The organism is Ktedonobacter sp. SOSP1-85 (assembly GCF_016587415.1).
GTDB lineage: Bacteria > Chloroflexota > Ktedonobacteria > Ktedonobacterales > Ktedonobacteraceae > Ktedonobacter.
Map to the genome: position 1 here is coordinate 1,527,486 of NZ_BNJI01000003.1, position 20,507 is coordinate 1,547,992.

Annotated in this window: 15 protein-coding genes; 9 read left to right on the forward strand and 6 right to left on the reverse strand. The window is 55.0% G+C overall.

Translation table 11 applies throughout. The features are described 5' to 3' along the window. Positions 1-41: 41 nt before the first annotated feature. Positions 42-839 carry an NAD(P)-dependent oxidoreductase gene (locus KTE_RS44665; RefSeq protein WP_201393699.1) on the reverse strand — a complete coding sequence of 266 codons (798 nt, stop codon included), beginning with the start codon at positions 837-839 and terminating at the stop codon, positions 42-44. A gap of 141 nt (positions 840-980) precedes the next feature. Between KTE_RS44665 and KTE_RS44670 the strand changes: the two genes are divergently transcribed. Then, positions 981-1,958, forward strand: coding sequence for an NADPH:quinone oxidoreductase family protein (locus tag KTE_RS44670; protein ID WP_201393700.1), 978 nt, complete (start codon positions 981-983; stop codon positions 1,956-1,958). Between the two features lie 5 nt (positions 1,959-1,963). Here the strand turns inward: KTE_RS44670 and KTE_RS44675 are convergent, their stop codons facing one another. Together KTE_RS44675 and KTE_RS44680 are read right to left on the reverse strand one after the other, a co-directional pair. After that, positions 1,964-3,235, reverse strand: coding sequence for a DUF790 family protein (locus KTE_RS44675; RefSeq protein WP_201393701.1), 1,272 nt, complete (start codon positions 3,233-3,235; stop codon positions 1,964-1,966). A 2-nt stretch (positions 3,236-3,237) separates the two neighbouring features. Then, positions 3,238-4,599, reverse strand: coding sequence for a DEAD/DEAH box helicase (locus KTE_RS44680; protein ID WP_201393702.1), 1,362 nt, complete (start codon positions 4,597-4,599; stop codon positions 3,238-3,240). A 246-nt stretch (positions 4,600-4,845) separates the two neighbouring features. Here KTE_RS44680 and KTE_RS44685 point away from each other — a divergent pair, with 246 nt between their 5' ends. The 7 genes from KTE_RS44685 (at position 4,846) to KTE_RS44715 (ending at position 16,452) form a co-directional block, all read left to right on the forward strand. Then, on the forward strand, positions 4,846-6,069 hold the full coding sequence (locus KTE_RS44685; RefSeq protein ID WP_201393703.1) for a macrolide family glycosyltransferase: 1,224 nt from the start codon (positions 4,846-4,848) through the stop codon (positions 6,067-6,069). Positions 6,070-6,234: 165 nt separating this feature from the next. Next, entirely contained in the window at positions 6,235-8,184 is a 1,950-nt protein-coding gene (locus tag KTE_RS44690) for a primary-amine oxidase (RefSeq protein ID WP_201393704.1), read from the forward strand. Positions 8,185-8,384: 200 nt separating this feature from the next. Then, the gene (locus tag KTE_RS44695) at positions 8,385-9,992 is read left to right on the forward strand and encodes a PucR family transcriptional regulator (protein WP_201393705.1); all 1,608 of its coding nucleotides are present in this window, start codon (positions 8,385-8,387) and stop codon (positions 9,990-9,992) included. Positions 9,993-10,094: 102 nt separating this feature from the next. Then, a complete protein-coding gene (gene gabT, locus KTE_RS44700) occupies positions 10,095-11,393 on the forward strand; it encodes a 4-aminobutyrate--2-oxoglutarate transaminase (protein ID WP_201393706.1) in 1,299 nt (432 codons plus the stop codon). A gap of 183 nt (positions 11,394-11,576) precedes the next feature. After that, the gene (locus KTE_RS44705) at positions 11,577-13,085 is read left to right on the forward strand and encodes an amino acid permease (protein WP_201393707.1); all 1,509 of its coding nucleotides are present in this window, start codon (positions 11,577-11,579) and stop codon (positions 13,083-13,085) included. A gap of 152 nt (positions 13,086-13,237) precedes the next feature. After that, entirely contained in the window at positions 13,238-14,734 is a 1,497-nt protein-coding gene (locus tag KTE_RS44710; protein ID WP_201393708.1) for a gamma-aminobutyraldehyde dehydrogenase, read from the forward strand. A gap of 131 nt (positions 14,735-14,865) precedes the next feature. Next, on the forward strand, positions 14,866-16,452 hold the full coding sequence (locus tag KTE_RS44715; protein WP_201393709.1) for an APC family permease: 1,587 nt from the start codon (positions 14,866-14,868) through the stop codon (positions 16,450-16,452). A gap of 37 nt (positions 16,453-16,489) precedes the next feature. Here the strand turns inward: KTE_RS44715 and KTE_RS44720 are convergent, their stop codons facing one another. The 3 genes from KTE_RS44720 to KTE_RS44730 form a co-directional block, all read right to left on the reverse strand. Continuing rightward, positions 16,490-16,921, reverse strand: a complete 432-nt coding sequence (locus KTE_RS44720; RefSeq protein WP_201393710.1) for a zinc ribbon domain-containing protein — start codon at positions 16,919-16,921, stop codon at positions 16,490-16,492. 225 nt (positions 16,922-17,146) lie between these two features. Continuing rightward, the gene (locus KTE_RS44725) at positions 17,147-18,805 is read right to left on the reverse strand and encodes an FAD-dependent oxidoreductase (RefSeq protein ID WP_201393711.1); all 1,659 of its coding nucleotides are present in this window, start codon (positions 18,803-18,805) and stop codon (positions 17,147-17,149) included. Positions 18,806-18,837: 32 nt separating this feature from the next. Further along, entirely contained in the window at positions 18,838-19,323 is a 486-nt protein-coding gene (locus KTE_RS44730) for an allene oxide cyclase family protein (protein WP_201393712.1), read from the reverse strand. A 751-nt stretch (positions 19,324-20,074) separates the two neighbouring features. Between KTE_RS44730 and KTE_RS44735 the strand changes: the two genes are divergently transcribed. Continuing rightward, on the forward strand, positions 20,075-20,476 hold the full coding sequence (locus KTE_RS44735) for a VOC family protein (RefSeq protein WP_201393713.1): 402 nt from the start codon (positions 20,075-20,077) through the stop codon (positions 20,474-20,476). Positions 20,477-20,507 lie beyond the last annotated feature (31 nt).

The window sequence follows — 20,507 nt, forward strand, 5'->3', positions numbered from 1 at the left end:
CACATATGCTATGTGAGCAAGCACCGCTTTTTGCTTATGGTTTATTTGTTCTGTAACCAGGCCTGGAGGATCTCTTCAAAGAGGTCAAAGGCGTCATCCTGGGGAGCGTAGCCGACGAGTTCGCGAGTGCTGTTGATATTCAGGCGTTTCAGGTGATTATCGGAGATACCGTGAACGATGGCAAAGGGGATATTGGGGGTCTCAATGCAACCAATGAGGAGCTGGTTAAAGTCACGTTCACTAAGATATACGCTCAATCCACGTGGATCTGGGTATTTATGCATCCACTCAGGAACAACGCCGTTTCTCGTATAGGCGCCAATACGGATTGCGATACTTGAGAGGCCCTCACTATGCGCGAAATAGGTGGCCACAGCCTCACCAAAGCATTTACTCACCCCATACATATTGCCAGGCCGGACAGGAGTCTCGATGTGCCCCTGTATATCCTCCGCATAGCCTGAGAAAACATGCACGCTACTGGCTAAAACCACGCGCTGGCATCCCTGGTCTTTAGCGGCACGAAAGATGTTGTAGACGCCCTGGATATTGTTGGGGAGGAGTGACGAGTAAAAATCAGCCTCGGGACTAGGGTCAGCCGCCAGGTGGACCACGATATCGATATCGCGGCATGCCTCCTGGCATGCCAGGGGATCGGCGATATCCAGCGTGATGACTTCGTGCTCCTTTACTAGTTCTTCAGGCAGAGTAAGCGGTGCTTTATCTGCCAGGCGAAACATATACCGCGAGGAGGTGGCAGCGAAAAAGGCTGAGCCAATCCCCCCGGCAGCACCAGTTAACAAAATTCTTGCACGTGGCGAGGTTTGATGACTGTCCATGCCGCTTGAAACCTTCCATTTTAGTTCGTATCATATCAGGAGCATACGTATGTGGCAAGCGGTGATAAATCTAGCCTCATGGTACAATGCCAATAGATAAAGATAGATGCTTATTTCTCGATGTTGAGAAGGAGTATGTTTATGAAGGCCGTTATATGTAAGACATATGGTCCGCCTGAAAGCCTGGTCGTTGAGGAGCTTGAGCCATTGCAGGCGGGCGCGGGCCAGGTCGTCGTCTCAGTCAAGGCATGTGGCGTGAATTTTCCTGATACCCTGATCATTCAAGGGAAGTATCAGTTCAAGCCACCCCTGCCATTTTCACCGGGCAGCGAGATCGCGGGTATTGTGAAAGAGGTTGGACCGGGCGTAGCGTCAGTGAAGGTAGGCGACCCGGTTATCGTCTTCACGGGGCATGGTGGCTTCGCCGAGGAGGTTGTGGCTGAGGCCTCGCAGCTTATTCCCATGCCGCCGCAAGTAGATTTTCCCCTGGCGGCCTCTTTTGTGCTCGCGTATGGCACCTCGCATTACGCCCTCAAAGGGCGAGCGCAGCTTCAGCCAGGCGAGACCCTGCTTGTACTGGGAGCTGCGGGAGGCGTGGGCCTGGCTGCGGTAGAGCTTGGAAAAGCCATGGGAGCGCGCGTCATCGCCGCCGCCTCCAGCGCGGACAAACTGGAAATATGCAGGCAATATGGCGCGGACGAGGTCATTAACTATATCAGCGAGGACCTGCGTGAGCGTATCAAAACCCTGACGAATGGCGAGGGCGTGGACGTGGTCTACGATCCGGTGGGTGGGGCTTACGCGGAACCCGCGCTGCGCGGCATGGCCTGGGGCGGGCGCTATCTGGTCGTGGGCTTTACCACGGGCGAGATTCCACGCATCCCACTCAATCTCACGCTCCTCAAAGGCTGCTCGATTGTTGGGGTCTTCTGGGGTTCGTTCACGGCCCGCGAGCCACAGCGCAACCAGGAGTATTTAAGCGAACTCTTTGCCTGGTTGCAAGCTGGCAAGGTCAAGCCTCTGATCTCGGCAAAGTATCCACTTGAGCGTGCCCCCGAGGCACTACGAGATATGATGGAGCGTAAGGTGAAGGGCAAGGTTGTGCTAGTCGTAGAGTAGCAACTCTACTTACGTTTACGTTTACGTGTTTGCGCTTGTCGGGGACCATACACGCGCTCAGCCATGGTCTCGACAAGCTCCATGACATCTTTGAGTACGGGCTTCTGCTGGAAGAAGAGGACCTCGCTCTCCGTTTCCTGAAAATCCTCTTCGGTGACGTTCAGGCCCTTATACACCAGTAAGAGCAGGTGCTTGCACTGTGCAGCTTTCACCTTCTCGATTTTGCGCCGCAGGTAGGTGGGGTGCCAGAAGCCAACCAACTCCACAAGGACGCGGCGCGTCTCATCCTGCTCGTCAATAAAGGTGAAGTCTGGTATCATCACGGTATCGCCCAGGAGCAGCACCTCGCTCTCGCGCTCAAGACGCCAGTGCTTGCGTTTCTGGCCAATTTTTTGCTCAAAGTCGTGGGCGAAGTCGGCCTCCAGGCGGCTATCAAAGGGACCGGAGGCTTTGAAATGTGAGCGGAGCTCCGAGGTGTAGTCCAGGTGGTAACGCAGCTCCTGGCGTGCCTGTGGCGGGTGGACAGAGGCACGTAGTCGCCATTGGTCGCATAAGAGGAGCGCGGGTAGGAAGGCGGCCATCTGCCGCCCGTAGCGTAGCGTCGAAGAGACAAAGGGCGAGATCGGCCCATCTAGCTCAATGCGGTATCCCCCCTCGGGCAGCGCCTCGGCCCAGAACATGAGCTGGAAAAACTTGATAAAATGCCATAAGTCTTTGTAGTTGCTAAAGGCCTCGATGGTAATGTGCGAGGCCCAGTAGAGGACGCCGCGCGCCAGCTCAAGATTATAGCGTGCGAGGAGGCTGGCAGGTGTCCAGGCAGGCCCAGCATCGGTGAGTAGATAGAAGGCATTGCGGTCGGCGAAGAGCATAGAATCGAACTGCCCTGGTTCAATGGCGAGCGTTTGCGCTAGTTCTGTAAGTACCTGTTCGCGGTTGCGGGGGCTGAACACATCGGGTTGTTTGAAGACGGGGCCATAGGCGAAGGCCTGTTCGCGAATGCTCGCGGGTGGCAGGGGAGTCGTGCGTGGAGTAAAGGTCGCGCCATCCATAAGCACCTTGGCCAGGCCACGCAGGAAGACATAGTCAACCCGTGCGCCCTCATAGAGAGCGAAGGCCTTCTCCAGGGCCTCCTGTGTGCGGCCCACATGTTTGTGCAGGATATCGATTAGCTCTTGCGCCGTCTGTTGCAGTTTGGGATCTTCTGGATCGACCATCTCGACCGAGAGCGTGGTCTCGGAGTGGCGCAGGCGAGGCCGGATCAGCTCACTGGTGAGCATGCTTAATCTCCCTTCCGCACATGACGACGCTGGGCCTTGCCCTCGTCAATCGTCTTACGCACAAGCACCTCAAAAAGCACGGCTTCCCGCTCCTCTTGCTTGCGCAGGATTCTCCCCAGGCGCTGGATGTACTCACGCTTATTCGATCCGCCGCCCAGGACGATGGCGATTTTGGCCGCAGGCAAATCTATACCCTCATTCAGGACTTTAGAGGTCACAAGCACCTGGTAGGTGCCATTTTGGAAGGCATCCAGAATATGTTTGCGCTCGGCGACCCCGGTCTCGTGCGAGATCACGGGAATGAGCCATTGCTGCGAGATCATATAGGCCACGGCATTGCTCTCGGTAAAGATCAGGATGCGTTCGCCTGCGTGTTCGCGTAGCAACTCATCAAGGACTACAAACTTGCCCTCGCAGTTCCATGTGATCTCAAGCAAGCGTTGACGCGCCAGGAGCGCCTGGCGTGCCTGGGTATCGAAGGCCGAGAGGCGCATGAGTTCGCGTAACCAGTGTGGGCCATGACTGCGGCGTAAGCGACGCTCGCGGATGAAGTCGGTATAGGTGGCGTAGGCGGCGTCATAGTCCGCGCGCTCCTCCTCCGTCAGGTTAACGCGAATGCGCTCCGTCCGGTAGTCTGCAAGCTGCTGGCCTACTAGATCGCGCAAGGGAAGGTTATAGACGGTGGGTCCAAGCAGTTCATCGACGCGCCAGCGGCCATTGGTCTGTTCCTCCTCCTCGGGATAGGTCGCGGTCAAGCCCAGGCGGCAGGGGGCTGGCGCCATCAAAGCGGCCTCACCCCAGGTACGTGCAGGCAGGTGATGCACCTCATCAAAAATAAGTAAGCGAAAGGTATTTCCAGATGCAGCGATCAGGTCGCCCGCGGAGTGATAGGTGGTGACGGTAATGGGCTGAATTAGCTTCTCGCCGCTGTAGTAGACGCCGATCTCCGCCTGGAAGGCATTGACGAGGCGCGCATACCACTGGTGAACCAGGGAGATAGTAGGCACGATAATGACCGTCGAAGCCTTGATCTCGTAGATGGCGTGGATTGCCAGGAAGGTCTTGCCCGCGCCCGTGGGTAGGACGATGCTGCCGCGTCGCTCATGCTGCTTCCAGGCCTCCAGGGCGGCTAGCTGGTAGTCATGCGGCTCTCGTGTCTCATGCAGCTTGAGCGCCAGGCGTTTCCAGCGAGGAACATCATCGCGCACCTGGTTCTCCTGTAGCCACGGGCGGATGCTGGAATAGTGATAGGCTTCGCAGCGCCACTGGCCTTTAATGAATTGAAATGGTGGGGGAATGGATGCGTTAGCCTCTACATGTCGCAGCACTAGCGTTCCGCCCTGAAAGAAGATTGACGCGTTCATGCTGCCTAGCATAGCAGCATGAACGCGCTTCGTCCAGAGGGGAAATTTCTCTCTCGCGCCTGCGGCGCTCAGGATAATAAGTGATGAGGTGATCCTGGTGTGGCATTCGCCGCAGCCAGATCAGACACCTCATCACTTATCAATACGATATATTGTAATGTTATATACTTTGAGCAGGGTAAAGGTGGTTGTTTTCTGAGGAGATAGTCAGAGCTTTCAGCTTGAAAGAGAGTATTACAAAACAGTATGAAATATATACTTGCGAATGTGCCAGGTTTTGGGCATGTCAATCCAACCTTGCCGGTGGTGGAGGAGTTGGTGGCGCGGGGCGAAGAGGTCATCTATTATGTACCGGAGGGGTTTAAGGACGCGGTAGAGGCCGTTGGCGCGACGTTCCGGCCCTATGAGCTAGATCTAAGTAATATGGCGCCTCCGGCTATGGGCCGGGAAGGGCAGATACCAGGCTTCCAGATCCAGAATGCCCTGCCATTTCGGATGATCAAGGAGAGCCAGCGTATCCTCCCTCAGGTCCTGGAGCAACTGCGGCAGGAACGTCCAGACGCAATTCTGTATGATCCTATGTGCCTCTGGGCGCGGATCGCGGCCCAGGTATTGCAGATTCCAGCTATTCAGTTGCGCCCATCCTATGCTGTTAATGAGCATGTAAAGCTCTTTCCGATGGGGCCGGGAAATGGAGCGCGTGGCCCAGTGCCGCCTCCATTTATGCAGCAGGTCCGTGAGGATATTGCCACGTTATGCGAGCAGTATAAGCTTCCGCCCTTTGATCTTCAGGAGATCTTTGGCCATGCCGAGCCGCTCAATATCGTTTTTCTACCCAGAGCCTTTCAGCCCGCGGGCGAGACCTTCGATGAGCGTTTTGTCTTTGTCGGTCCCTCAATTCGCCCACGGCATGAGAAGAGCTCTTTCCCGTTGGAGAAGCTTGAGGGCGCGCCGGTGCTCTACATCTCTATGGGAACGGTCTTTAACAATCAGCTTGAGTTCTTTAAGAGCTGTATCGAAGCCTTTGGAGGAACTGAGCAGAAGGTGGTGCTCTCCTATGGCAAACGCGTTCAGCCAGCCGAGTTGGGTCCACTGCCTGCCAACTTTATTGCCGCGGCCTACACTCCTCAGCTAGAGGTCCTGGCGCATACCGACGTCTTTGTTACGCATGGTGGCATGAACAGTACCATGGAGAGCCTCTATTATGGTGTGCCGATGGTGGTTCTTCCACAGATGGTTGAGCAGCAGATGACGGCGCGCCGCGTCTCGGAACTGGGCCTGGGTGTTATGCTAGAGTCTAGCCCTGACTCCGCCCAGAAGCTACGCGAGGCCGTCGAGCATATCCGCCAGGATGTCAGCTTCCGCGCACGCGCGCAAGAGATGCAACACGCCATCCAGCAGACGGGCGGCTATCGCGAGGCTGCTGACGCTATTATGGGCCACACTCAGAAAACCTCGCAAAGGGCATAGCTTTAGAGCGGAATAGAAGCAAAGAGCGCCACTTTTTTATCTCTTTCAGATAAGGAAGTGGCGTTAAATTTATCTATGCTATCTATGGCTTTCTCTTTGATTTCCATCTATATTAGTAGAAGCCCCATATTTGATTCACTAATTAAAGAAGAGGTGGAAGTCCTTATGACAGATATTCACCAGGCCACTGATGCCCTTTCTCCATCTGAGATAATCTTGCATCCTCTGGAGCCGCTTACTCTTGAAGAGATTACTGCCGCAGTCGACATAGTGCGTGCTGAGCAGCAACTCAGTGAGGATGTGCGTTTCGTCTCGGTGAACCTGCATGAGCCAGCCAAAGAGATTGTCCTGAACTTTAAGGAGGGCGACGAGATCGCGCGCGAGGCGTTTATAGTGCTACTCGATAAAGCATCGGGGGCAACCTATGAGGCCGTGGTCTCGGTGACGGAGAAGCGCGTGAAGAGCTGGAAGCATATCCCCGGCGTCCAGCCAGCCGTGCTCTTTGAAGAGGTCGTGGAGTGCGAGAAGGTACTCAAGGCGCATCCCGAGTTTCAAGAGGCCCTGCGCAGGCGTGGCATCACCGACCTGGGCCTGGTGATGGTCGATACCTGGACCGTGGGCAACTATGGCCACGAGGAGGAGCGGACACGGCGTATCCTGCGCTCTCTGGCGTATTTGCGCCACAATCCTACGGATAATGGCTATGCCCGTCCCATTGAAGGCATTATCGCCTTTATCGATGTTAACCAGATGGTGGTTATCCGAGTCGAAGACCACGGCATTGTTCCCGTGCCGCCCGAGGCGGGTGAGTATACACCTGAGGCTGTGGGAGAGATGCGTACCGATCTAAAGCCTATTCAGATTACCCAGCCCGAGGGGCCGAGCTTTAGCGTGCATGGACACGAGGTACGCTGGCAAAAGTGGCGCTTCCGCATTGGCTTTACCACGCGTGAAGGGCTGGTGCTACATACGCTGGGCTACGAGGACCAGGGCCGGGTACGCCCTATCATGTACCGGGCATCCCTGGCTGAAATGGTTGTACCCTATGGTGATCCAGGCGTCAGCCATTATCGCAAGACAGCCTTTGATGTCGGCGAATATGGTGTGGGTATCCTGGCTAATGCGCTTGAACTGGGCTGCGACTGCCTGGGCTATATCCACTATTTTGACGCGTTCGTTACAGACGGTTTCGGCAATCCTGTACGCTTACCCAACGCTATTTGTATGCATGAAGAAGATTTCGGTATCCTGTGGAAGCATGCCGATTGGCGCGTGGATCGGACTGAGGTGCGCCGCTCGCGTCGCCTGGTCATCTCCTTTATTGCTACCATTGATAACTATGAGTATGGTTTCTTCTGGTATCTCTATCAGGATGGCAATATCGAGTTCGAGGCCAAATTGACTGGTATCGTGAGCACGGGTGCGGTCCCTCCTGGTGTGAAGCCAAAGTATGGTCAACTGGTTGCGCCCCAGGTCAATGCTCCTATTCACCAGCATATCTTCTGTCTCCGTATGGATATGATGATCGATGGCATTAACAACTCTGTGTACGAGGTCCATACCGAGGCCGAGCCGCTGGGGCCAGAGAATCCTTATGGGAACGCCTTCTTCGCCAGGTCGACTCTGCTGGCGACCGAGATCGAAGCTCAGCAGACGATTGACCCTTTCTCCGCACGCTACTGGAAGGTCGCCAACCCCAATGTGCAGAATCGCCTGGGTGAATCCGTGGCCTATAAGCTGATGCCGGGCGATAATGCTCTGCCTTTCCTGCATCCAGAGTCAAGCATCATGAAGCGTGCTGGCTTTATCAAGAAAAATCTCTGGGTCACGCCATACCATGAAAAGGAACTCTATCCCGCGGGCGATTATCCTAACCAGCACGCGGGAGGCGAGGGTCTGCCAGCCTGGACCCAGGCCAATCGCTCCCTGGAGAATACGGATGTGGTTCTCTGGTATGTCATGAATGCGCACCATGTAACACGCCCCGAGGACTGGCCCGTGATGCCCGCGACCTACATTGGCTTTATGCTCAAGCCAGTCGGCTTCTTTGATCGCAACCCCTCGTTGGACGTGCCCCCGCCCACCAGCAGCCATGATCACTGCTGCGAGCACTAATTGCCCTTCATACAGCTTGCTACACGGGCCTCGGGTAAGGTGTGTGCGTGGGAAAACGGGCATTGCTCGTTTTCCCACGCACACACCTTACCCCTGAGCACCGCAGGCGCGAAGGCATTGTATATTGAAGAGCCGCATGGCATAATGAAAGCAGTTCCCCTACATCCGTAGCAGAGTGGCTTCAAGAGGAGGCTGAGCCTGTGAAACTTGTTGATGTCCTCTCACTGCCTGTGCTGGAAGGTACCCGTGTCGTAGCAGGCGAAAGCGGGTTGGAACGCGATGTGCGCTGGGTGCATATTACCGATTTGCCAGATTTTCTGCCCTGGGTGCGCCCGGGACAGTTGCTGCTGACCACGGGCTATGCCTGGCCACGGGAAGAAGCGGATGAGCGAGCTATTGTACGCGCGCTTGCCGAGCATGGCCTTGCCGGTGTCTGCCTGGCGGTCCCTCATTTCTTTGAGCACTTCTCCGAGGCGGCGCGTGAGGAGGCCGACGCGGCCCAATTGCCCCTCCTCGAAATTCCCTGGGATATCCCCTTCGCGCGCATTACGGAAGATGTACATCGCGCTATCCTCGCCGAACAATACCGGGTTATAGAACACTCTGAAGCTATTCACCGCGCTCTTACACGCGCAGCGCTCCAGGCGGGCAGTTTACAGGATCTCGCCAGGACGCTCAGCAGCCTGATTCAACGTACGATTGCCTTCGTGGATGAAAGCGCCTGTGTTCTGGCGACTGCCGCTTATGAGTCGCAAGAGCCGGGTGTTGTGAAGACTCTACCCGCGCTTGAACAGAGCCTGCCTGGGTATATAGGCTATCTGGAGAAGCAGGGGTATCTCCAGAAACTGCGCACGCGCAATGAATCGCTCCATATCCCTGCCGCTCCAGAGGTTGGCCTGGTCTCTTGTATTATCTGTCCCATTCGCCCCAAAGGCGAACTAGTGGGCTTCGTCTGGATCACCGAGGGCGAGCAGGAGCTGAGCGAGCTTGATGTACGGGCAGCGGAACATGCGGCTATGGTAGCGGCCCTGCATATTACCCATCAACGCGAACTGGTCTCGCTGGAGACGCGCTTTGGCTATACCTTCCTGGACTCTCTGCTGGAGGGTCGCTTTGAAGCAACCCCTCAGGCACTTGAGCGAGCCCAACTGTTAGGTTTCTCGCCCGATAGCAAGTACCGGGTTGGCCTGGTCGTGCTGGATGAGCCGACCCCGTTATCGCGCGAAGGCTTTCTCAGGCGCGAGCGGCTGGTCGTACAACTCAGGCAGCGCCTGCGCGTTCTCGATACTGCTCCCCTCCTGACAGTCACGCTCAACCAGATTATTTTCCTCCTGCCGGAGCGCCATGCTGGTCAGCGCATCTGGGATGTCTTAAAAGGGAAGGGAATCTCGCTGGCTTTTGGCCTGCCTTATGCTGGAATTGAGGGGGTGCGGCGTAGTTATCGCGAGGTACTTTCCCTGCTGCCATATATACCGGCCGAAAAGTTCTGTTACTATGAGACACTGCTTCTGCCCCGCGTCCTGGTGGGGGACCAGGATGCGAAGCAGGCTTTTCTTGACATGCTTCTAGGTCGGCTCAAGGAGCAGCGCAATGGCGACGTATTGTGCGAAACCTTGCTGACCTGGGCGCAGACAGGCTTTCACTCTACAATGGTAGCCGAGCGTATGGGGGTGCATCCTAAAACCCTGCAATACCGCCTGTCGCGGGCCTCCGATATTACCAGGCTCGATCTCGCGGACCCCGAGACGCGTTTCCGTTTACAGCTTGCCGTTCATCTTTTATCTTTACAAGATAAAAAGACGCTTTAAACTTTATCGCTCAAAGCACTAGTTTTTCTACGTATTTCCATCTATATTCTCAATATACGTCTATCTAAAAGAAAAACCTGCTGTGAGAGCGAGGGAGGTCTCATGCTCAAAGAACAATCTCGTACGGAGACCCTGTTGCAACTCCGTAGGGACCAGGTGCCACGGGGAGTGGCCAACACGCATCCTATTTTTGCCGCGCGCGCACAGGGCGCCCAACTCTGGGATATAGACGGCAATGAGTACATCGACTTTGTGGGCGGTATTGGTGTACTCAATGTCGGTCATAGTCATCCTAAAGTGATCCAGGCCGTGCAGGCCCAGCTAGAGCGTTTGACGCATAGCTGCTTTCAAGTTGCCATGTATGAGTCCTATGTGCGCCTGGCGGAGCGCTTGAATGCCCTGGTTCCTGGGGCTGGAGCGAAAAAGACGATTCTCTTGACCACGGGTGCCGAGGCGGTCGAAAACGCGATCAAGATCGCGCGGGCCGCGACAAAGCGACCCGCAGTCATCGCCTTCACGCATAGCTTCCACGGTCGCACCTTGATGGGTATGAGCCTGACAGGCAAGGCCACGGCCTATAAGCAGAATTTTGGCCCCTTCGCTCCCGAAGTCTACCATGCGCCATATCCTTACGATTATCGTGGATGGAATAGCGAGCGAGCGCTGGACGCCTTCCGGGAGATGCTGCTGACCGAAGTAACGCCGGAGCGAATCGCGGCGGTGATTATTGAGCCGGTGCTTGGCGAGGGCGGTTTTGTACCCGCGCCAGTGGAGTTCTTACGTGATCTGAGGCGCATTACGCAGGAGCACGGTATCTTGCTGATCGCCGACGAGGTGCAGACGGGCTTTGGGCGCACGGGCAAGATGTTCGCCATCGAGCATAGCGGCATAGAGCCTGATCTGGTCGTGCTGGCCAAGAGCCTGGCTGGCGGCCTCCCACTCTCGGCTGTGGTTGGTCGCGCCGAGATCATGGACGCCCCCGAACCAGGTGGCCTGGGTGGCACATACGCAGGCAATCCCCTGGCCTGTGCGGCGGGTCTGGCCGTGCTAGACGTCTTCGAGCAGGAGAATCTGCTTGGGCGCTCGCAACAACTGGCGGAGCGCTTTTCAAGCCAGTGCCAGGCACTGCAGCAGGAGGTCACAGAGATCGGCGATGTACGCGGCCTGGGTATGATGCTTGCTCTCGAGTTCGTGCGCGATCGCGAGAGCAAAGAGCCAGCCCCTGAGCTTGTCGACCAGATTGTAAAGCAGGCACGCGAGCAAGGATTATTGCTGCTCAAGGCTGGTCTCTATGGGAATGTCGTACGCATCCTGGTGCCTCTGGTGATTGAAGAGCCGCTTATCTCCCGTTCGCTGGAGATCCTGCGTGCCGTGGTAAAAGGAGTCGTGCAGCAGAAATAAACCTCTTGGGGAAGGGAGGGAAAAGTTTTCTTACCAGCTTGGTATAGGTATATACCCTACCACAGGCTCCCAGCGTTGTCGGAGCCTGTGGTAAAGCGCATAGAGTAAACAACGTCGTTTCATATATTCGCGCTTCTGACAGGCCTGATTATCTTCTATTCTTTACACCGAAAGGAACAGACCATGTCACTGGTAGATAACGCCTCGGGTCAATCCGAGGCAAACCTGCAAAAATACGGTTATAAGCAAGAGTTTCGTCGCGACCTCAAACGCTTCGCTTCATTCGCGGTTGGCTTCTCGTTTATCTCCATTACCACTGGTATCTTCTCCACCTATGGCGGCGTTTTAAACTGGGGTGGTCCCCTGGGAATCTGGACCTGGCCCTTTGTCGCGGTTGGTCAATTGTTTGTCGCCCTCGTCTTCGCGGCCCTGGCCTCACGCATTCCTATCGCAGGCTACTCCTATCAATGGATGTCGCGCCTGGCGAACCCCAAAATTGGCTGGCTTATTGGTTGGCTCTCGTTCACCTATCTGATCGTCGTTGTTGTTTCGGTAGACTACGGTATTGCACAGACGATTTTTCCGAGCCTCTTCCACTATACTGAGACGCCGGTCAACGCATGGATTGTGACGGCTGCAATTGTCCTGGTGCAGATGCTTCTCATTCTCTTCTCCACAGCCTGGTCTACGCGCATCAATAACACGGCCGTTGGTACTGAAGTGATTGGCATCGTGGGTCTGACCTTGCTCTTGTTGATCGTTGGACTGGTGCGTGGTGGTCTGCATCCAGATCACCTCTTTAGCATGGGAGCTGTCCCCGCAACTGGTTACTTTAACTTTGGCACGCTGACAAGCGTCGGGCCGTTTATTTTCTCCTTCTTGCTAGGTTCTTATACCATAGTAGGCTTTGAGGCCGCCGCTAACCTGGCCGAAGAGACGGAGAATGCGCACAAAGTCGTTCCATTCTCGATGTGGACCGCCGTGGTCTTAAGCGGCATCGTCGGTATGTTTTTCCTGATTGCTCTGAATCTGGCTTCGGGCGATCTCAAGGCCCTGGCTGGTTCGGCTACTCCGGTCGCCGATATTGTAACTCAGACTCTGGGTACGGTCGTCGGTGATATCTTCTTGATCCTGGTGACCTTCTCGATCTTTGCCTGTGGCCTGGTGATTTTCATTACCGCGACACGCCTGGTATGGGCCATGTCGCGCGATGAGCGCTTCCCAGCCTACCGCGTCTTCCAGCGCGTTGATAACCATACCAGCACTCCCCTGGCCGCTACGATTCTGTGTGGCATCGTGATCGAGATTGTCCTGGCAATCTTCGCCACGCAGACCAATACCCTGACGAACCTGTTCAGCGCCTCCTCGCTACTGCCTGCGATTGTCTATCTGGCGACCGTCATCCTCTATATCAGCACCAGGCGCAAACTGCCGAAAGCGCAAGGCTTCAGCCTGGGCGCGTTTGAGTGGCCAGTGATGATCCTGGCGCTGGTCTGGCTAGTCTTTGAACTGTCCATCTTCCGCGATGCCTCGTTTCAGACGCCCTGGCTCTATTCTCTGGTCATGTTTGCGCTTGGTTTGATCTACTTTGTTTACATGCTGGTGAGGCGTCCGCAGGTATTGAAGACGTTGCCGCTGGAGGGAACGTCGGTTGAAGAGGGTCCTGGAATCGCCCCTTCTCAGGCGGATTAAGCTTAATATTGATAGAGTCCATTCCTCTTGCCTGGCGCGAGAGGAACAATGCCAGCATGCCAGTCATGTTAAGAGAGTGGCATGCTAGCATTCTCCCTGGAGCTCTGATGCCTCCCGTAGAGGTATTTCTGTCATTTGAAAGGGTAGCAGCTATGACTGAATACAATATGCTGATCAATGGGCAGTTTGTCAAAAGCAGCACGGGCAAGGTGGTTGATGACCTCAATCCAGCCAGTGGTGAAGTCATCGCCCAGGTTCCTGAGAGTTCGCTTGAGGATATGCAGCATGCGGTTGCGGCTGCCCGCGAAGCGTTCAATGATGGTCGCTGGTCGAATCTGCCTCACGGTGCGCGTGCCGCTACGCTTGAGAAATTGGCCTCATTGGTGGAGGCTCATGCGGGAGAACTGGCCGAACTTGAGTCTCTTGACACTGGTAAGCCCATCAAGCTGGCGCGCGATAGTGATATTCCCTTTGCCATCGATAACTTGCGCTTCTTCGCGGGCGCGGCTCGCCATCTCGCGGGCGTTGCCGCCAGCGAATACTCGGGAGGACATACCAGCGTGATCCGGCGCGAGCCGGTGGGCGTCGTGGCCTCTGTGGCGCCCTGGAACTACCCCTTTATGATGCTAGCCTGGAAGATTGGACCCGCCCTGGCGGCAGGCAATAGTGTCGTCTTCAAGCCCTCGCCGGAGACGCCCCTCACCGCCTTGAAGCTGGGTGAACTGGCTCTGGAGGCAGGCATCCCTGATGGCGTACTCAATATCATCACGGATGGTCCTGAGGTTGCTCCCAGCCTGGCGAGCCATCCAGGCGTCAATATGGTCTCGATCACAGGTAGCACGCGTAGCGGTAAATATGTCATGCGCGCCGCTGCCGAAACGGTCAAGCGTGTTCACCTGGAGCTGGGTGGCAAGGCCCCCTTTATCGTCTATGAGGATGCGGATATTGAGGCCAGCGCATATGGCGCAGTGGTCGGCGGCTATGTCAACTGCGGCCAGGATTGTACCGCCGCGACACGCATCTATGTCCACGAAAGCATCTATGATCGCTTTATGGAGTCCTTCTTGGGCAAGGTCAAGCAGATTCGTGTTGGTGATCCAACCCAGGAGAGCACTGACATGGGATCGCTCATCTCTGCCAGGCAGCGCGATGCCGTTGAAGGCTATGTCGAGCGCGCTCTGCGTGCGGGCGCGAACATCCTGACTGGCGGGAAACGCGCCTCTATCCCTGGCTTTGAGAAGGGCTTCTTCTTCGAGCCAACCGTGATCGCGGAAGATCGGCAGGACGCCGAGATTGTACAGTCTGAAGTCTTTGGTCCCGTGGTGGTCGTGAGTCGCTTCTCGTCTGAGGAGGAGGTCTTGCGCAAGGCGAACGGGGTGGTGTATGGCCTGGCCGCCTCGGTCTGGACGAAAGACATCTACAAAGCCATGCGTGCCAGCAAGGCCCTGCAATTTGGCACCGTGTGGGTCAATGACCATCTCCCCCTGGCCTCCGAGATGCCGCATGGAGGATACAAGGAGAGCGGAATTGGCAAGGACATGTCGCTCTACTCCTTCGAGGAGTACACCCAGATCAAACACGTCATGATCGAACTCTCAGGCGAGGCACGCAAAGGCTGGCACTACACCATCTTCGGCGACCCCGTCTAAAAGTGGTAAGGATATGGTGGTGGGCTGGCGGAGCCAGCCCACCACCATATCCTTACCACTAGTTACGTACAAGTGTATGTCTGCATGGGAAGATGTCATGTTTACACTGACCAAAAAAGGAGACCATTCGTATGGACACGAGTATCCGCGAAGTCACCACCGAGGCAACTCTACAGGAAAAGAAGAAGCTACGTAAAGAACTTCGTCTTTTCGACCTGGTCTTTTACACCATCGCCGCCATTATCAATGTAGATACACTTGGCGCGGTCTCTTCCAATGGTGGCCAGGCCTTAACCTGGCTCTTGATCTCCGCAGTCACCTTCCTCATTCCCTATGGCCTGCTGACCGCTGAAATGGGCAGCACCTTCCCGCAAGAGGGAGGAGTCTATGAGTGGTGTAAACTGGCAGGTGGGCGCTTCTATGGTGCCATCGCATCAATTCTATACTGGATCTCTAATCCGCTGTGGGTTGGTGGTACCCTGGCAGTCACCTCTATCGCCGCTATTAAGACCTTCTGGTTCGGCAATCCCGATGTTCTCTGGGGTGGGAGTGCGTTGAGCGACGCGCTTCTGGAGATGGGTGTAGCCCTCGTCTTTATCTGGGGTACGACCTGGTGCGCCATCACCTCGTTGCACGTGGGCAAGTGGTTGGCGCTTCTTGGCTCCTACGCCAAACTGGCGCTCTTCGCCGTTTTTAGTATTCTGGCACTGGTCTTCTTCTTTGGCGGTCATTCCTCGGGTGAGCATCTGGGGCTGGGCGATCTCGTACCTACGGGCAACTTAGGTGTGATCTTTAGTGTTATTCTTCCTGTGCTGATCTTTAACTGGGCTGGTTTTGAGACGCAGAACGGCGCAGGCGAGGAGATGCATAATCCGCAGCGAGACATTCCTCGTTCTATCATTCGTGCAGGCATCTGTGTGGCGCTGGCCTATGCCATTCCTGTCGCCATCATTCTCTTTACCCTGCCAAAATCACAGCTCTCAAACGCGACAGGTTTCTTGAGTGCCTTTAAAGTGGTTTCTGGCGTGCTTCCTGCTCCGGTAGCTACTGGCCTGGGACTCCTGGTGGCCCTGGCACTGGTTATCGGCCTGGCCTCCAGTGGTGGTACCTGGCTGATTGGTGCCGATCGCACGTACGCGATTGCCTCACTTGATCGCACTGCGCCTGTCTTCCTGGGACGCTTCAGCAGCAGGTTTGGCACGCCTATAGTTGTCAATACTATGTCGGGCATTGTTGCCACGATCGCCATGGCCGCCGCGATTGCTGTCAACTCATTCTCGAGCGATCCCAATATCGCGACGCTCTTTACCCTGGTGCTTGGTTTCTCTATCTCAACGGCGACGATGGCCTATCTCTTCGTCTTCCCGGCCTTCCTCATCTTGCGCTACAAGTATCCCCAGGTGAAGCGTGTGTACAAGGTTCCTGGAGGTATGGTTGGGGCATGGGTTGTTACAATCCTGACCTTCTTGTACGCGGGAGTTGCGACCTACTTCATCTTGATTCCCACCGACGATACTGTGGCAAACTATAAGGGGCTGACGCGTCTGACTTATGAGTTGACGCAGTTTACGCCGCTGGTGGTGATTCTGCTGCTCGCTATTGTCTTCTTTATATGGGGGCAGAGCGAGAAGCGCAACAAAGACGTAGTGGTTGAACTCAACTTGAACTCTGTCGAAGAGGCCCCGGCTGATGTTTTGAGCGAGCCATCTCAGGCCTAACATTTTGTTTGAGCATGAAAAAAACAGGGAGATGAGGCTAGCCTCGTCTCCCTGTTTTCCATTCCATCTGAGCCTGTTGCAGGTCGATCAGCTCCTGTTCCAGGCGCATAACCTCTTGCTGTAGGCGCTGTTTCTGCTGCTGTGGACCCAGCAGGCGGAGATCCTCGAACCATTTATAGCCAAGCCTGAGCAGGCCATGAGGCACAAACGCGGCGGTCTGATAGTATTGTGAGCGCGTATTAGACATGCCACTGGTTACGTGTTTCATCTCAAGTTTGAGCTGCTTGATCTCAAGCTTGAGCGCGGCGATCTGATCCTTGTAGGGATCTGCCGTGTTCCCGCTACTGCGCCTTCCGGGTGCTTGAGATGCGTAGGAAGCGATAGCATTAGGCTCCCGAAGCGATGCTCCGCAGTTTTCGCAGAAGTGCGCGCCATCCTTCACCTTTTTACCGCAAGCATTACAGTACATACCCGTGTCCTCCTTGAAAAGTAGTATGCATATAAATAGTACGGGTGACCTCTGCTACTGGATGCGCTGCCCTTGCGAGCCAATGTGAAAATGACTGACACTTAACACAACTATGAGATCTCGAGAAAAAACACGGAAGCAATGCGCCGCACATGCCTTGAATGTCCAATCAGAAGCCTTGGTAGGGTCCAAGCTAGCTTGGACCCTACAAGTAGGGATGTTTATTTAGGGGAAGATGGCCTGTTTGTAATCGCTCAGGATCTCGTTGGCCGCTCGTGCACCCTCCTGAGCCCCTCCTTCCATGAAGCCCTGATAATTGATGGAGCAGTGTTCGCCGCCGAAGTGGATCTTGCCCTGGCGCGCCTTCTCGTATCCGCTAAAGAGGGTGTACTGGCCGACGCGCCAGCAGGAGTAGCTGCCGAGTAGATTGGGATCGCCGGTAGGATAGCTCAAGGTCGCCTTGCCGGTATAGTGAGGACTGATGCCGGGCCATACTGTCTCCAGTTGCGCCAGAAAGGTCTGAGCATAATCCTGAATCTTGGGGTTGCTGCTGGTAGAGTAGGGCGAGGCCGGGTTATACGCGGCGCCGATATTACCGCCCGTGTAATCAACAATGATGCCCGTCGCACCAGGCTGAGCACGCGTCACATCCCAGGTATTCTGGAAGCCTACGTCCGTATAGATATTGCCATTGCTGATCCCCGGCCAAGCCCCGGCACTGTTCCAGTAGCGCGTATCAAACTGCAACTGGAGCTTGGAGTTCGTGCCATAGCCAAGCTGGGTAATGGCCGTTTTCTTGAGGCTGTCAAAACCGGCCTGGCTGTAGTTTAGCGTACGTAGGACGCTGAACGGCAGGGTCAGGATCACGCGGTCGTAGGTGGCCGTTTGAGTACCCGTGGGGGATGAGAGCGTCAACGTAATGCTCTCATCGGCGTTGGTCGTGATCGCTTTCATACGCGTGTTGAGCTTCACTGAACTGGTGGGAAGCGCGTTGGCTATAGCCGCTGGAAGTTGCTCATTCCCTCCTACAATGTGATAGCGCTCATTGGATTTGCCAAAGATGCTGAAATTACCCGGTGTGGCCTGGTAGCCGAGTAGATACACCAGGTTGAGAGAGCTTTGATCTCTGGTCTCGCGCCCATACTCTATGTTGTAGGCCACATCCAGTAGCTGCCCCATATTGGAGGCGTGGCCGCCAGTCACATATTGCTCAATCCAGTCGTAGACACTGGTATTGTCGAGCTGTTGCCCAAAGGCGGTATAGCTATTGTAGAGCGTGGGAAAGGGCGCCTGCTGGATCTGTTCTTGCAAGACATTATGAACCTGCTGGAAGTCACTATCCGCCTGTGATTGGGGATAATACTTGCCAAAGAAATAATAGGTATCTTCTGAACCATTAGGCTGAGCTGACAACAGATCAGCCGTTTGTAGGTTAAAGCGTTGCGTGAGTTGCAGGATGGTCTTGTGTGAGCTATCGATTAGCTCAGCGCACCATTCGCTGGTCTGTCCATTTGCCCAGGTTGTGGTGTTGGAGTGCATGCGTCCACCGACGCGGGAAGAAGCTTCATATACAGTAGAGGCATAACCAGCATCCTGGAGCGTCAGAGCGGCGTTCAAGCCAGCGATGCCACCACCAATGATGGCAATGCGTGGCGAACCTACGATATGGGAGCTCGGGGTACTGGTCGCGTGCGCCCTGGGAACGGCGAGGTCGGCGAGTGCCAGTCCCGCAACGACGGCGCCTGAGCCTTTGAGAAATTGGCGGCGGTTCAGGCCTGCTCGTCGCCGCTGACGTACCTCCTCGACAGAGACTCCTCTGTCTGAGGCCTCTGCATGTTCACTAGCAAGCCTTTGTAGCGCACGTATAAGGGGAGTTCGAGCCATACATAGAATCCTTTCTGTAGTGGCCGTGACAATTAATCGAGGTTGAAAATAAAGTCGTACTCTGAACCCACGGGATTTCCACGTGCGTGCAACCGCATCTCGCCATGCACATTTTTGTAGATACCGGTCCCGCCAGTGATAGCGAGCATAGAGTCGGCGCCACTATCGTAATAAGGCCCCTCGACCGTGATTTGTCCTCCGGCGAGCAGGGTTGTCCAGGTGCATTCATAGGCTGTTCCCACGACTGTGCGTACGCAGTTGCCATTATCACTACCGACTTTATGTTTATTGGCGGCATCAAAGACAGGATTAGCGAAGGGAAGCAGGTCGCCCACCGAGTCACCCTTAGGACCGACATCCACAACAGTATCCGTGATGGCATGTTCAACGACGTGTACAACTCTGCCATGCTCAACTGGTGCTGCCTGAACATCCGTGTGTAGTGATGTTAAGCTAACAGCGGCAATAACAAGAGCTAGAAGTGTGGCGATAGAAATGGGGATAAAAAACTTTCTCATGTTGCATCTCCTTGGACGATAATAGATAGGACGGCACTGTACCTATCTGTGATAAAAGCTCTTTACTTGAGCACGTGAAGGGATGAGCCTGAGAACCGGGCGCGTGGTCATAGCGCGAGCAAGAGTATAGAGACAGAGCCATACCCATCGGACTTTCCAGATAAACCTGCCTCTATAGAACAGTATAGAGAAGAAAATCGAAGAAAAACAGTGGTACAAGCGATAAATTCGTAATGGACTTTTTATCTAGGTGAGATAGCATTATCTGCAATAAGGATTGAAATCAGTCCTTTGTAGGGTCCATGCTTGCATGGACCCTACAAGATCGATGTGCGTCCTTTTAGTCGCTGTCGCATCTCTCTAAACAAAGGGCAAGTTATTTTAGAGCGAAGGGATGTCGTTGTGTATGTTATTGAGGACGGAACAGGTCTGGGAGACCTTTCACGAGCCGTTGGCACGCTTTATTCGTCGACGTGTTGCCTGGAGTTAACATTCACAACTGCATAAAGATACCTGAACAGGTGAATATGCTCGAGCAAAAGGAGCAAAATCCCAAAACAACAAAGTTACCGGTAAGAGGTGGAAATAAAAAAGAGCAAGGTTGGAGAAGTTTTGCGCCTTCTTCTCTGCTAGACTGTTCTTTGTCGAGCACAGACGTGCCTGCCACTCTCTACTCGGGAGAGGGGCATGACGCACACTCATGGACTTCCGTTGTGACTCGACAGAGAAGAAAGTAAAAAAGGTAGAAAACATGATTAACGGAATAATCGCGACGGTAGTGTTCGTCCGAGACCTGGCCAGCTGTACGACGTTTTATCGAGATACGTTCAAACTTCCGTATATGGGGAGCGATGCCAATTCTTCCACTTTCCTTCTGCAAGAGCGGCACCTGATCCTGCTCTCGCTCTCAGGTGCCGCAGACCTGCTGAGTGCAGATCCCAATACGTTCAAGATTGATGGAGCTCCTCGCGTTGTTCTGGCCGCCAGTGTTGAGGATGTTGACGCCGCATATGAGGTGCTCAAGGCAGCGGGAGTCACGTTCCTCAGACCCCCAACTGACCAGTCCTGGGGGCTGCGCACGGCACACTTTGCCGATCCAGAAGGCAATCTCTGGGAGATCAATCAACCCATAGAAGCAAAGGTAGAGGGGTAGGCCAAGCCATTCTGTGGCTATCGCGCCAATT

Coding starts and splice junctions, on each gene's coding strand:
- KTE_RS44665 (WP_201393699.1), bottom strand. CDS start 839: ATGGACAGTCATCAAACCTCGCCACGTGCAAGAATTTTGTTAACTGGT.
- KTE_RS44670 (WP_201393700.1), top strand. CDS start 981: ATGAAGGCCGTTATATGTAAGACATATGGTCCGCCTGAAAGCCTGGTC.
- KTE_RS44675 (WP_201393701.1), bottom strand. CDS start 3,235: ATGCTCACCAGTGAGCTGATCCGGCCTCGCCTGCGCCACTCCGAGACC.
- KTE_RS44680 (WP_201393702.1), bottom strand. CDS start 4,599: ATGAACGCGTCAATCTTCTTTCAGGGCGGAACGCTAGTGCTGCGACAT.
- KTE_RS44685 (WP_201393703.1), top strand. CDS start 4,846: ATGAAATATATACTTGCGAATGTGCCAGGTTTTGGGCATGTCAATCCA.
- KTE_RS44690 (WP_201393704.1), top strand. CDS start 6,235: ATGACAGATATTCACCAGGCCACTGATGCCCTTTCTCCATCTGAGATA.
- gabT (WP_201393706.1), top strand. CDS start 10,095: ATGCTCAAAGAACAATCTCGTACGGAGACCCTGTTGCAACTCCGTAGG.
- KTE_RS44705 (WP_201393707.1), top strand. CDS start 11,577: ATGTCACTGGTAGATAACGCCTCGGGTCAATCCGAGGCAAACCTGCAA.
- KTE_RS44710 (WP_201393708.1), top strand. CDS start 13,238: ATGACTGAATACAATATGCTGATCAATGGGCAGTTTGTCAAAAGCAGC.
- KTE_RS44715 (WP_201393709.1), top strand. CDS start 14,866: ATGGACACGAGTATCCGCGAAGTCACCACCGAGGCAACTCTACAGGAA.
- KTE_RS44720 (WP_201393710.1), bottom strand. CDS start 16,921: ATGTACTGTAATGCTTGCGGTAAAAAGGTGAAGGATGGCGCGCACTTC.
- KTE_RS44725 (WP_201393711.1), bottom strand. CDS start 18,805: ATGGCTCGAACTCCCCTTATACGTGCGCTACAAAGGCTTGCTAGTGAA.
- KTE_RS44730 (WP_201393712.1), bottom strand. CDS start 19,323: ATGAGAAAGTTTTTTATCCCCATTTCTATCGCCACACTTCTAGCTCTT.
- KTE_RS44735 (WP_201393713.1), top strand. CDS start 20,075: ATGATTAACGGAATAATCGCGACGGTAGTGTTCGTCCGAGACCTGGCC.